Annotated in this window: 13 protein-coding genes and 1 pseudogene; 8 read left to right on the forward strand and 6 right to left on the reverse strand. The window is 69.7% G+C overall.

Features of this window, described 5'->3' with window-relative positions:
- On the reverse strand, positions 1-959 hold a 959-nt coding region (locus ABZ194_RS08830), incomplete at its 3' end, for a transposase (protein WP_355593942.1).
- Positions 960-982: 23 nt separating this feature from the next.
- Between ABZ194_RS08830 and ABZ194_RS08835 the strand changes: the two genes are divergently transcribed.
- Positions 983-1,201: a type II toxin-antitoxin system Phd/YefM family antitoxin gene (locus tag ABZ194_RS08835; protein WP_355593944.1), complete on the forward strand. Its 219-nt coding sequence runs from the start codon at positions 983-985 to the stop codon at positions 1,199-1,201.
- 11 nt (positions 1,202-1,212) lie between these two features.
- Here ABZ194_RS08835 and ABZ194_RS08840 read toward each other — a convergent pair whose 3' ends face one another.
- From ABZ194_RS08840 to ABZ194_RS08860, 5 genes are all read right to left on the reverse strand, one after another.
- Entirely contained in the window at positions 1,213-2,226 is a 1,014-nt protein-coding gene (locus ABZ194_RS08840; protein ID WP_355593946.1) for a radical SAM protein, read from the reverse strand.
- Complete coding sequence (locus ABZ194_RS08845) at positions 2,192-2,989, reverse strand: hypothetical protein (protein WP_355593948.1); 798 nt, start codon at positions 2,987-2,989, stop codon at positions 2,192-2,194. Before ABZ194_RS08845 ends, ABZ194_RS08840 begins: the two co-directional genes overlap by 35 nt.
- Positions 2,990-3,133: 144 nt before the next feature.
- Complete coding sequence (locus tag ABZ194_RS08850) at positions 3,134-3,328, reverse strand: BldC family transcriptional regulator (protein WP_355594273.1); 195 nt, start codon at positions 3,326-3,328, stop codon at positions 3,134-3,136.
- A 292-nt stretch (positions 3,329-3,620) separates the two neighbouring features.
- Positions 3,621-4,058, reverse strand: a complete 438-nt coding sequence (locus ABZ194_RS08855; RefSeq protein ID WP_355593950.1) for a hypothetical protein — start codon at positions 4,056-4,058, stop codon at positions 3,621-3,623.
- Positions 4,055-4,906, reverse strand: coding sequence for a hypothetical protein (locus tag ABZ194_RS08860; RefSeq protein ID WP_355593952.1), 852 nt, complete (start codon positions 4,904-4,906; stop codon positions 4,055-4,057). Before ABZ194_RS08860 ends, ABZ194_RS08855 begins: the two co-directional genes overlap by 4 nt.
- A gap of 184 nt (positions 4,907-5,090) precedes the next feature.
- Between ABZ194_RS08860 and ABZ194_RS08865 the strand changes: the two genes are divergently transcribed.
- From ABZ194_RS08865 to ABZ194_RS08895, 7 genes and pseudogenes are all read left to right on the forward strand, one after another.
- Positions 5,091-5,360 carry a winged helix-turn-helix domain-containing protein gene (locus ABZ194_RS08865; protein ID WP_355593954.1) on the forward strand — a complete coding sequence of 90 codons (270 nt, stop codon included), beginning with the start codon at positions 5,091-5,093 and terminating at the stop codon, positions 5,358-5,360.
- Positions 5,361-5,500: 140 nt separating this feature from the next.
- Positions 5,501-6,349: a helix-turn-helix transcriptional regulator gene (locus tag ABZ194_RS08870; protein WP_355593956.1), complete on the forward strand. Its 849-nt coding sequence runs from the start codon at positions 5,501-5,503 to the stop codon at positions 6,347-6,349.
- Positions 6,336-6,539 (forward strand): DUF397 domain-containing protein, encoded by a 204-nt coding sequence (locus ABZ194_RS08875; RefSeq protein WP_355593958.1) that lies wholly within the window; start codon positions 6,336-6,338, stop codon positions 6,537-6,539. The genes ABZ194_RS08870 and ABZ194_RS08875 overlap by 14 nt, the downstream gene beginning before the upstream one ends.
- 553 nt (positions 6,540-7,092) lie before the next feature.
- A complete protein-coding gene (locus ABZ194_RS08880; RefSeq protein WP_355593960.1) occupies positions 7,093-7,668 on the forward strand; it encodes a hypothetical protein in 576 nt (191 codons plus the stop codon).
- 226 nt (positions 7,669-7,894) lie between these two features.
- A pseudogene (locus ABZ194_RS08885) lies at positions 7,895-8,353 on the forward strand ((2Fe-2S)-binding protein); the annotation flags it as partial.
- Positions 8,354-8,508: 155 nt separating this feature from the next.
- On the forward strand, positions 8,509-10,971 hold the full coding sequence (locus tag ABZ194_RS08890; protein WP_355593962.1) for a xanthine dehydrogenase family protein molybdopterin-binding subunit: 2,463 nt from the start codon (positions 8,509-8,511) through the stop codon (positions 10,969-10,971).
- Complete coding sequence (locus tag ABZ194_RS08895; protein ID WP_355593964.1) at positions 10,968-11,864, forward strand: xanthine dehydrogenase family protein subunit M; 897 nt, start codon at positions 10,968-10,970, stop codon at positions 11,862-11,864. The genes ABZ194_RS08890 and ABZ194_RS08895 overlap by 4 nt, the downstream gene beginning before the upstream one ends.
- The last annotated feature ends 23 nt before the right edge of the window (positions 11,865-11,887 follow it).

The following is an 11,887-nucleotide window of genomic DNA, read 5'->3' on the forward strand; positions in this document are numbered from 1 at the left end:
CGGTCGATCCTGGCGAAGGTGCGGCCGTGCCGTTTCGCCTTGTACTCCAGCATGCCGACGAACCGCGACCAGCCCGCGTCGTGCACGCTTTTGGCCAGTTTCGTGCGCGCCAGACCCGACACCGCCAGGTTCTCCACGTACACCGCTTGGTTGTCGCGGATCAGTCGCGTGGAGAGCTTGTGCGCGAAGTCGCGGCGCGCGTCGGCCACCCCGGCGTGCGCCTGGGCGACCTTCACGACGGCTTTCTTGCGGTTCGCCGAGCCCTTCTGCGTGCGGCTCAGCGCCTTCTGCGCCTTACGGAGCCTCTTGGCCGTGCGGCGTAGGAAGCGCGGGTTGTCGACCTTCCGGCCATCCGACATGACCGCGAAGTGGGTGAGGCCCAGGTCGATGCCGACCTCGGCCGGTGTCGGCGGCAACGGCTCGCCGGCCGTCTCGATGACGAACGACGCGAAGTACCGGCCCGCCGCGTCCTTGATCACCGTCACGCTGGACGGCTCGGACGGCAGGTCCCGCGACCAGCGGACCTCCACGTCCCCGATCTTCGGCAGGCGCAGCCTCCCGCCGGGGGTGACCTTGAACTTGGCGTTCTTGGTGAAGCGGACGGCCTGCCGGTTGTCCTTGCGCGACCGGAACCGGGGCGGGGCGACCTTCGGGCCTTTCCGCCTGCCGGACAGGGAGGAGAAGAAGGTGCGGTAGGCGGCGTTCAGGTCGGCGAGCGCCTGCTGAAGGACGACCGCTGAGACCTCGCCCAGCCAGGCACGCTCCGGGGTTCGCTTCGCCTCGGTGACGACCCGCTTGGACAGCTCCCCGTCGGAGATGTACGGCAACCCGGCCGCGTGGGCGTCCCGCCTGAGGCGCAGCCCGTCGTTGAACACCGTCCGCGCGCATCCGAACGCTTTGGCCAGCGCCAGGCGCTGACCCGGCGAGGGGCGGAGGCGGTAGTTGAAACGAAGCTGCACGGTAATCAGTGTGCCTTCGACCTGTGACTGAACGTATGGGAATCCGCGAGATCCGCGAACACCTCGGCGACCGCGTCAACGCCGCCCACCACCTCGGCGAACCCACCGTCATCGAGCGCAACGGCCACCCCTTCGCCGTTCTCGTGCCCTACACATGGTGGGAACAGCGGCGAAACACCGAAGGCCAGGGCACGCTCGCGCCCTGGCGGGCACTCCCGCGCGGGCCTTCACCCCCGGCCTGAAGGCCGGAGCACTAGCCCGCAGACCGGTAGCCCTTCACCTTGATGCCGCGGATGGTGAGGCGCTGGACGACGCTGAGGATCATCTCCTGGGTGATGCGCTTGTCGATGTAGGCCAGCATCCGCTCCGAGCCGGACTCGATGCCGAGGGCGACCTCGCGCAGCCCGCACGCGGCGAGCAGGTCGAGCGTCTCATCCGGCACCCGGTGCAGCACGTTGATCCGGCCGGTGGCGTCCCACACCGCCCACTCGCTCACCTTCTCGGCGGCGAACGCAGCCGTCATCCGGTCGATCACGCGGCGGGCACCGAGGAACAGGTCGTCGACGAACCGGAACGCCGTCACGCCCTGGTCGTCGCGGAGCCGGTGCATCTCGCCGAGAATGCCGGACGGTTCGCGCACTCGGATCGTCACGTCCGGGTTCACCGAGACCGCCGCGCCGCAGAACGAGCAGTCGTAGGGGCAGCCGCGCGCCCCGACCATGTTCGCCTCGATCCGGTCGTCCTCGGCCCGATAGGGGTCATGGACGAGGTAGCCGCGATCGACAAATGGCAGCGCGTCGATGTCCGGCGCCAGGTGGTAGCCGGTGCCGGGACGGCCGCCGCTGACCGGCGTGCCCAGGACGGGGTCACGCCACATGACGCCGGGCAGGCCGGTCCGGTTGCGGTGGTCGGCCAGCAGCTCCACGACGCGGATGTGCGGGTCGAGGGCGGCGACGATGTCCGCGCTGATCTCGTAGGTGGGGGCCAGCAGGTTGAAGCCGGCCCAGCGAGGCGCGCTCTGGTTGATCAGGCTGACGGTGTCGGCGATCGGCAGGCCTGCGGCCTCGGCGTCCAGGACACCGACCGTGAAGCCTTGGGAAGCGGCGTAGGTGGCGATGTAGGCCGTGCCCAACACGGGCAGGGTGTAGTCGTTGACGCGGGGCCGGAGGGAGTAGTCCCGCAGAGGGGCGTTGACGAGAAGCAGGTCGAGCTGCGCAGGTGTGGTGCTTGGGTCAGTGGTGCGTACTCCCTTGATCAGCGTGTGCATGGTGATCTCCCCAGGCGAGTGTGAGGACGGTGAGAACGGATAGGTGCGGCCCGGCCAGGCGCCGCCACCTGGCGGCGAACCCTGGCTCGTCGGTGGGCCAGGCGTTGGAGGGGTCGGCCAGCGCCGCCCAGGTGCGGACGGCCAGATCGGCGTACGGGTACAGGGAGAAGTCGCCGGAGAAGTCGGCGACGGCGGCCCCGGCGGTCCACGGGCCGATGCGTGGCACCGATTGCAGGGCCTTGACCAGCGCGTCGGGGGCGAGCTGCGCCCACTCGGCGTGGTGGTCCAGGTGGGCGGCGGCTGCGGCCTGGAGTGGTCGGCGCTTGAAGGCCATGCCGAGCGCGGCGAAGTCCTCGACGCTGAGCGCGAGCGTCTGCTCGGGAGTGGGGACCAGCCATGTGGCCCCGACAGCGTCACCCGCGGCGGCCCGGAACGCGCGGTGCATCTTGCGGGCCTGCCCGGCGCGGATCACCTGCCGGACGATTCCGGTCACCAGCGCCTCCCACAGATCGGGGTTGCGGACCCGCTCGACACGGCCCAGCCGGCGCAAGGCGGCGGCGAGCCCGTCCGGCAGCCGCTCGTCCAGCAGAACCGCGGGGTCGTAGGAATCGACGACGGGCGCAGGGCCGTCTCCGCGGATCAGCGTGGCCGTGCGGTTGAGTGAGCCGGTAAGCCTCCATGCCCCTTCCGGAGTGCGCAGAGCCCTGACCGGGGCACCGGCGTCAAGGTCCCAGGCGGGATGGTCCAGCATGAGCCAGGTCATGGCAGAGGCCCTTCGGTTCGACGATCGACGATGTCCGCGCCACCGTACGCAGCCTTCAGCAGTGGCGCGGGAAAAGGGAGGGATCGCTTCTCCGGAGTTTTGCGGTCGGATCGCGCCCTCGGCTTGGGCGCCGTCTGTTCGTTCTCATGTGGCAGAGCCTGCTGACCCGCGCAGTAGCGCGCGGACCTCGTTCTTGCGGTAGCGGCGGTGACCGCCGGGCGTGCGGATGGACGTGAGCCTGCCCTCCTTGGCCCAGCGGGTGACGGTCTTGGGGTCAACCCGGAACATCAGGGCGACCTCGGCCGGGGTCAGCAGCGATTCGAAGGCCAGGAGGCGCAGCGACTCAAAGCGGAGCGGGAGGGGTGGGAAAGGGGTGAGGCGGGTGGAGCCGTCATCACCGATAATCTTGATGGCTTTCATGGGAGATCTCCTGGTGGGAGTCGGGGGACCACTGGCGGACGCGGTCGAGGATCTCTGCGGGTACGGCGAGCGCGGCTGGGCGTTTGGAAGGTCCTGCGGGCGATGGAGGGCTGGGCGCGAGGGGTGTGCGACCCGGGCCCCCTCCGACCCGGGCCGCACGACGGACGGCGCGACGGTGTCCCCTGGGATACGATGCCGCGCCGCACCGGTTCTAAGCCGCGCCCTGGTAGAGGCGGCGGGAGTGGTGCGGCGCGGCGGCGGGTGCCGGGGAAAGGGCGCTACCGCGCCTGCTCAGGGAAGAAGAGGACGCCAGGAGCGTCGGGGGCGCCGGAGGTGTCGGGGTGGTGAGAGGAGCTTCGCGGCGGGCGGTCACGGTCATAACGGCCTCGTACATCCGCCTCTCCAGCTCCTCGGAGCTAACGGCGTCGACCATCAGCGGCTCGGATATCTGCCAGGTGGCGATGGCGTAGAAGCGTCGGCTGCCCACGCCGTACAGCACGACCCAGCTCGGCCAGGTGCGGGCGAGTCGTTCGGCCTGGGCGCGGGCGGGGCCGTCCCACAGGCGGCGATGCACCACGGCGGTGCGGACCTGCCCGGCGCGGTGACGGCCGGAGGTGTGGGTGTCGTGGGGGTCGCGGCGCCACCTCATGACGTCACCTTCCCGGCCGCCGCGGTCTCCTCCTGGCGGGCGGTCTCGGCCTGGAGCTCCTCGAAGGTGTCGGCGTCCACCGTCCGCTCGGCCCCGGCGTGGAACGCCTCCTTGGAGAACGGCTCCCATCGGCTGGCCCAGAAACGGCCCCTGTCGCTGAGGAACACCTGCCAGCCAGGGATCACCGGCGTCGCGGACTCGGGCATTTTGGAACTAGCATCGTGCATTGATCGGACCTCCATCGTCCGGTTGAGGGCTCGTCTGGACGCTGCCGGCGTCCGGCGAGCCCGTTTTATGGGGTGGGGAAGAAGGCTCTGGGGTGCGCCGTACGGGGTCGGCGGCCGGTGCGCAGGCGGGGTGGTCTCAGCCCTGGGAGCACGGTCGATGGCCGGAGGCATATCGCGGGGGGCGGGGCGCCGGCCGTCCTCACGCCGGGGCGGCGCGGCGGTGGCCCTGAACGGGGGCGCGGGACGCCGGACAGGGCGGGGTGTCCGCTTGGGCAGCGGCGGCCGTACGACAGGCGCGGCCGGAGCGATCACAGGCAGGTCGGGGCGGCGCTGCGCGGGCACCAGCGGGATCACCTCGGTCGGGGCCACGTCCACGGGCGGCTCGACGGCGGGGAGGATGCACGGGCCGCCGTGGCGGCGGGCCTCCAACCGCATCTCCGTCAGCGCGCCGGACGGCTGCGCGTACTCGTGATCGGCGGGCCGGTCGAGACAGCCGTGCGCGTAGGGCGCGTGCCCGCACAGGGCGCACCCCATCGGCATCGGTACGGCGTTGGCGAAGCAGCCGCAGCCGTCCCGGATCGGCGTGGTCCGGTCGAGGACCGGAGCACTAGGGTTGGTCATGGGTCAGGACCTACTTCCTGATCAAGGGCCCGTCCGGACGTCGCTAGCGCCGGGCGGGTCCGCCTTATGTGGCCTGTTCACATCCAGCCGAGAGTGGTCGATCTTGTGTTCGAATACTTATCTCTACACGTCTGCACTCGTAGCTAGATGATCTAGCGCGTGGGCATCCGTTTACATTCGTCGTGTGATCGAATTCGAGCCTGACCGGCCCATATGGATCCAAGTGGTCGAGATTCTTCGGGGGAGGATCGAGCGGGGAGAGTATCAACCGCGTCATCTCGTTCCCTCTGAAGTTCAGATGGTTCAAGAGTTCAGTATCGCGCGCACGACCGTGCGGAAGGTGATTGCATACCTGCGGGATCAGGGTTTCGTATACACCGTTCCACAGATCGGGACTTTCGTGCACCACCGAGACAAATGGCATCAAAGCGAGAGTCGGCAGACCGAAGACTGACGCAGAGGGTAGTCGCGGAACTGCGGTCGCCATGGTGGTCCCTTCGGGGGTGCGCTAGATCACATCATCAACATGCAATGCGCACATGCGCAAGCGTTTTGCTCATAGAACTTTGAGGAAAGTGACGGCAGAATGCCATCATGTCGATGAAGTCCCCCACCGTTCGCCACCGCCGTCTGGGCCGTGAACTGCGGCGACTCCGCGAAAATGCCGGCCTCAGCGTGACGGAGGTGGCCGTCCAACTCGGCTGGTCAGTCAGCAAGGTGAACCGGATCGAGAACGCGAGGATCGCGCTGACCGCGGCGAATGTCGGGCATGCCTGCGATCTCTTCGGCGCGGACTCCGCCACCAAGGCCGGGCTCATCCAGCTTTGTAAGGACGCCGCTGTGCGCGGATGGTGGACGGCTTACCACGATGTACTCGGAGGTTCGTATGTCGTTCTGGAAGCAGATGCATCCGCCATACGCACCTGGGAGCCCCTGCTGATCCCTGGTCTGCTTCAGCACGAGGACTATGCCCGCGAACTCATCCGAGGCGGCCGTCCCGACCTGGATGAATCCGATATGAGGCGGCGGGTGGACGCTCGGATGACCCGCAAGGTCTGCCTCCTCGGAACGAACGCGCCGATGTTTCACGCACTGGTGGACGAGGGCGCCCTGCGGCGTCCGATGGGACCACCCTCCGTCATGGCCCGCCAACTCGATGACCTGCTCCACGTTGCTGAGCGGCCAAACATCACTATTCAGATCCTGCCATTGACCGTAGGCTCGCACATCGGCTTGGACGGCGCGTTCTCCGTCCTGTCCTTTGACGTCGAAGATCCAGATGTGGGTTACACGGGGTGTCCCGGCGGAGACGTCTTTGTGGAGGCCACTGATCAGGTGCGTAACCTTAAGCTGTCATTCGAGCGCCTTGCCAGCGCCTGCCTGTCCCCCAAGGAATCCGCAGTTCTCATCGCTGCGGTGAGGAGTGAGCATGATCTCCCCTGATCTGTCCGGCGCCGAGTTCCGCAAGTCCAGCCTCAGCGGCAGCAGCAACGACAACTGCGTCGAGGTGGCCACGAACCTGCCCGGCCTCGTCGCCGTCCGAGACAGCAAAGACCCCTCCGGTCCGGCACTGACCTTCTCCCCGGCCGCCTGGAGCGACTTCCTCGCGGGCATCCACAGCGGAGACCTCTGACCTCAGCATGAAGGGCGCCGCGCGGCCGGGTACGTGGGATGCCTGACCGCGCGGCCCCGTTGTCCCTCGCCGCTGTGGGTGCCGTCACGGTAGCCCCCCGGCACAGTTTCAGCGTCGGTGGTTTCGCCTACTCCTCTGCACCGATATCCAGGCGGTACATGAAAGTCGGCGCCGCGCTCTCCGAAGTGGAGCGCCGACTTCGTCTCAGACCGCGCGGCGTTCCGGAGCGCCAGCTTCGACCAGGCGGGCACGGCGCCGCTCGCGCAGGCTGACCACGCCGAGCCGTACGCGCTGGGCCTCCAGGAGCGCCTGGCCCTTGCGCATCAGCTCGTGTAGCGACTGTTTGCGGATCCCGAGGATCCCGGCGATGTGGTTGATCGAAATAGAGGTCGCCGTAGTACTCGCCGAAGATCGAGCGGATACGGGTAGGCCACTCCCCGGGGTAGTCGATAACGGACAGTTCGGCGGTTCCGTCTGGGGACCAGGCGAAGATCCGGAAACGGGCTTGCCGATCTTCCCTCCGACTCGGTGATCAACCGGGCATCGTGAGAATATGCCGCGTTTTCTCCCTCGCATCCTCTCCCGGCTGCCCCGCGCGCCCCGCCCCGGCACCGCGGAGCACCGGCCGGTCAAGCTGCTGCACATCGGCGCCGCGATGGCCCTGACCCTGGTCGCCGCCTGCGCCTTGGCCGCGCTGCTGCTGAGCGGTGCGCTGGCCTGGCTCGGCCTGCCCGAGACCACCGGCAAGCAGTACGGCCTGAAGACCCTGCTGGACATCATCAAGATCTCCCTGGCCGTGGTCGGCGGTATCGGCGGTGCGGTCGCCTTGGTCGTCGCCTACCGCAAGCAGCGACTGGCCGAAGAGGAGAACCACCGCGCCCGGGAGGAGAACGAACGCGCCCGCCAGGCCGCCCGCCGCGAGGACACCAAGCTGTACGCCGAGCGGTTCGACAAAGCCGGCGACAAGCTCGGCGCCGAGTCCGCCGCAGTCCGGCTGGCCGGCGTCCACGCCCTGGCCGCTCTGGCCGACGACTGGGACGGAGGCCGCCAGATGTGCAACGCGGCGATGTTCGCTGACTTCCGCTGGCTTTCACCAAGGCCCATGAGCTGGGAAGACGAACTTCAGTGAAAGCCGGCGGCCCCTATGCCTAGGTCTACGGATCAGAAGGTTGGAGTTTCGAGTATCTCCGGCCGCACACATGTGAGAAGGCCCCTGAGCAGATCGGGATTTGCGACGTTCGTTAGAACCTGAGGGCCGAGCTTCGCGGGGGCCTTGACCGGGCAGGACAGGGGCGTACCTTCACTTCTGTCGGCTCTCACCTGTCCGAGCCGTCACAGGTGCACCTGGAGGACGGATGCCTCGAATCACCATCAAGGTGGACGGAATCACCTATGAGGAGGAGGTCGAACCGCGTCTCCTCCTCGTCCACCTGCTGAGAGACCGCCTCGGTAAGACCGGGACACCCGTCGGCTGCGACACCGGCAACTGCGGCGCCTGCACGGTGGCGCTCGACGGCGGGAGCGCGAAAAGCTGTTCCGTGCTCGCCGTACAGGCCGACGGGGGCGAGGTCGTCACGGTCGAGGGCCTGGCGCGCGGAGCCGAGTGGCATCCCATGCAGGAGGCGTTCCACGCCGAGCACGCCCTCCAGTGCGGATACTGCACCCCCGGCATGATCATGGCCGCGCTCGACCTGCTCAAGGACGATCCGGACCCGTCGGAGGAGGCCGTCCGCGAGGGGCTCGAAGGCAACCTCTGCCGGTGCACCGGATACACCAACATCGTCCGGGCGGTACGGCGCGGCGCCCAGGAGATGGCACGGCGCGGAGCGGGCGCGGAGGCACGGCCGGAGACCCCGACGGAGACGGGCACGGGAACGGGGACGCGGGCGGGAACGGGAACGGGAACGCGGGCGGGAACGGGAACGGGAACGGCAACAGGAACGGGGACGCGGGCGGAGGCACGGACGTCATGAGCGAGCGCCTCGGCACGGGCCCGGCCGCCGGGCGGGCCAACGGGAACGGGCGGCCCGCTCCCCCCTCCACCGCGAACACGCCCTCCACCGCCCATGGACCCTCCGCCACACGGGAGGTCGGCAGGGCGCGCAGGCGCAAGGAGGACGCCCGGCTGGTCACCGGCCGGACCACCTGGACCGACAACATCCAGCTTCCGGGCATGCTGTACGTCGCCTTCCTGCGCAGCCCGATGGCGCACGCCCGGATCACCCGGGTGGACATCTCGGCCGTACGCGCCCTGCCCGGCGTGGTCGCCGCCTACGGCGGCCGGGACTTCGCCGACGAGCAGGGCAGCCTGCCGTGCGCGTGGCCGGTCACCGAGGACGTCGTCATCCCCGACCATCCGCCCATGGCGGTGGGCGAGGTCCGCTACGCCGGCGAGGCGGTGGCCTGCGTGGTCGCCACCGATCGCTATCGGGCGGCCGACGCCCTGGAGGCGATCGAGATCGACTACGAGCCGCTGGAGGCGGTGGTCGACATGACCGAGGCGCTCACCGAGGGCGCCCCCACGGTCCACGAGTCGGGAAACCGGGCCTTCACCTGGAAGTTCGCCGGGGGTGACATCGACGCGGCGTTCCGCGACGCCCCCGTGGTGATCGACCGCGCCTACGTCCAGCAGCGGCTGATCCCGACCGCGATGGAGCCCAGGGCTGTCGTGGCCACCACCGACGGCGAGACCTTCACCCTGTACTCCTCGACCCAGATCCCGCACGTGCTGCGCGTGATGCTGGCCATGACCACCGGCATCCCCGAGCACAGACTCCGGGTGATCGCCCCGGACGTGGGAGGCGGTTTCGGGTCCAAGCTCCAGGTCACCGCCGAGGAGGTGCTCGCCCTCCTGCTGACGAGGAGGCTGGGCAGGCCGGTGAAGTGGACCGAGTCCCGCTCCGAGGGCAACCTGACCGTGCACCACGGCCGCGACCAGCTCCAGCGGATCCGGCTCGCGGCCGAGCCGGACGGGCGGATCAGGGGCGTCGAGGTCGACCTGCTCGCCGACATGGGCGCCTACCTGATGCTGGTCACACCGGGCGTGCCGCTGCTCGGCGCGTTCATGTACAGCGGCATCTACAAGGTGGACGCCTACGACTTCACCTGCACGGGCGTGTTCACCACCAAGATGCCGACCGACGCCTACCGGGGCGCGGGCCGTCCGGAGGCCACGTTCGCCATCGAGCGGGCCGTGGACGAGCTCGCGCACGAACTCGGGCTGGACCCCGTCGAGGTACGGCGCCGCAACTGGATCACCCACGAGGAGTTCCCGTACACCACGGTCTGCGGGCTGACCTACGACTCCGGCAACTACGAGGCCGCCACGGACAGGGCGCTGGAGCTGTTCGGCTACGACGGGCTCAGGGCCGAGCAGGCCGAACGGCGCGCCCGGCACGACCCGGTCCAGCTCGGCATCGGCGTCTCGACGTACACCGAGATGTGCGGGCTGGCCCCGTCTCGCGTGCTGGGCTCGCTCAGCTACGGGGCGGGCGGCTGGGAGCACGCCTCGGTCCGGATGCTGCCCACCGGCAAGGTCGAGGTGATCACCGGGACGAGCCCGCACGGCCAGGGGCACGAGACGGCCTGGAGCCAGATCACCGCCGACGCGCTGGGCGTGCCGTTCGAGGACATCTCGGTGCTGCACGGCGACACGGCCGTCTCGCACAAGGGCATGGACACCTACGGGTCCCGTTCGCTGGTCGTGGGCGGCATCGCCGTCCTCTCGGCCTGCGAGAAGGTGAAGGACAGGGCCAGGGAACTCGCCGCGCACCTGCTGGAGGCGTCGGCCGACGACATCGAGTTCAGCGGCGGCTCGTTCAAGGTGCGCGGGACCGCCGAGGGGAAGAGCATCCAGGAGCTCGCGCTGGCCGCCTTCACCGGGCACGACCTGCCCGACGGATTCGAGCCCCGCCTGGACGCGGAGACGACCTTCGACCCGGAGAACTTCTCCTTCCCGCACGGCACCCACCTGTGCGCGATCGAGGTGGACACCGAGACCGGCAGGTCCACGATCAGGTCCTACGTCGCGGTGGACGACGTGGGCTCCGTGGTGAACCCGCTGATCGTCGAGGGGCAGGTGCACGGCGGCATCGCGCAGGGCATCGCGCAGGCCCTGTTCGAGGAGGCGGTCCACGACTCCGAGGGCAACCTGCTCACCACGACGATGTCCGACTACCTGATCCCGTCGGCGGCCGACCTGCCGGTCTTCACCACCGACCGGACCGAGACCCCGGCGACCAGCAACCCGCTGGGCGTCAAGGGCGTCGGAGAGGCCGGCACGATCGCCTCGACCCCGGCGGTGGTCAACGCGATCGTGGACGCGCTACGTCCGTACGGCGTGCGCGACGTGCGGATGCCGTGCACCCCGGAACGGGTCTGGAGGACGGTCACCGAGGCGGTCACGGCCGGATCCGAAGGAGATGCCCGATGATTCCCGCGCCGTTCGACTACATCCGGCCCACGTCTTTGGACGAGGCCTGTCAGGTGCTCGCCGACGCCGCGTCCTCAGGGGACGACGTCAAGGTGCTGGCCGGCGGCCAGTCGCTGCTGCCGCTGCTGCGCCTGCGACTCGCCTACCCCACCGCCCTGGTGGACATCGGGCGGCTGGCCGGGCTGCGCGGCGTGGCGGACCGGGGCGACCACGTGTTCATCGGCGCGCTGACCACCCATGACGAGGTGCGCCACTCCGAGGTGGTCAGGGAGCAGGCCCCGCTGGTCGCGCTGGCCACCGCCACCGTGGCCGACCCCGCCGTACGGCACCGCGGCACTTTCGGCGGATCGCTGGCCCACGCCGACCCCGCCGGGGACCTGCCCGCCGTGGCCCTGGCGCTGGACTGCGTGTTCGTCGCCAGATCCGGCGACGGCGAGCGGGAGATCCCGGCCTCCGAGTTCTTCGTCGACTACCTGGAGCCGGCGCTCGAACCCGGCGAGGTACTGGTAGGCGTCCGGGTGCCCAAGCTCGGCCCCGGCTGGGGCTTCCACTACGAGAAGTTCCACCGGACCGCCCAGTCCTGGGCGATCGTGGGCGTGGCCGCGGCCGTACGGCTGAGCGAGGGGGTCATCGGGGAGGCGCGGATCGCCCTGACCAACATGGGGTCGGCGCCGGTGCGGGCGCGGGCCGTGGAGGCGGCGCTGCGCGGCGTGCGCCCGGCACCGTCCGGTTCCAACGGCGTACCCGATCCGGCCGGGGACGCCTGCGGTCTGGCCGACGAGGGCACCTCGCCCCCCGGTGACCTGCACGGCGCCCCCGACTACCGCCGCCACCTGGCCCGGGTGCTGACCCGTCGGGCGGTCAGAGCCGCGAGCCGCCTTCCCCCTCCGTGAGGCGGAAGCCCACGCCTCCGGCG

Origin of the sequence: Streptosporangium sp. NPDC006007 (genome assembly GCF_040614315.1) — a bacterium.
GTDB lineage: Bacteria > Actinomycetota > Actinomycetes > Streptosporangiales > Streptosporangiaceae > Streptosporangium.

Bases quoted from the DNA above. Each gene is read 5' to 3' on its own strand.
- ABZ194_RS08895 (WP_355593964.1), top strand. From the start codon at position 10,968: ATGATTCCCGCGCCGTTCGACTACATCCGGCCCACGTCTTTGGACGAG.
- ABZ194_RS08870 (WP_355593956.1), top strand. From the start codon at position 5,501: ATGTCGATGAAGTCCCCCACCGTTCGCCACCGCCGTCTGGGCCGTGAA.
- ABZ194_RS08875 (WP_355593958.1), top strand. From the start codon at position 6,336: ATGATCTCCCCTGATCTGTCCGGCGCCGAGTTCCGCAAGTCCAGCCTC.
- ABZ194_RS08860 (WP_355593952.1), bottom strand. From the start codon at position 4,906: ATGACCAACCCTAGTGCTCCGGTCCTCGACCGGACCACGCCGATCCGG.
- ABZ194_RS08880 (WP_355593960.1), top strand. From the start codon at position 7,093: ATGCCGCGTTTTCTCCCTCGCATCCTCTCCCGGCTGCCCCGCGCGCCC.
- ABZ194_RS08890 (WP_355593962.1), top strand. From the start codon at position 8,509: ATGAGCGAGCGCCTCGGCACGGGCCCGGCCGCCGGGCGGGCCAACGGG.
- ABZ194_RS08855 (WP_355593950.1), bottom strand. From the start codon at position 4,058: ATGAGGTGGCGCCGCGACCCCCACGACACCCACACCTCCGGCCGTCAC.
- ABZ194_RS08845 (WP_355593948.1), bottom strand. From the start codon at position 2,989: ATGACCTGGCTCATGCTGGACCATCCCGCCTGGGACCTTGACGCCGGT.
- ABZ194_RS08840 (WP_355593946.1), bottom strand. From the start codon at position 2,226: ATGCACACGCTGATCAAGGGAGTACGCACCACTGACCCAAGCACCACA.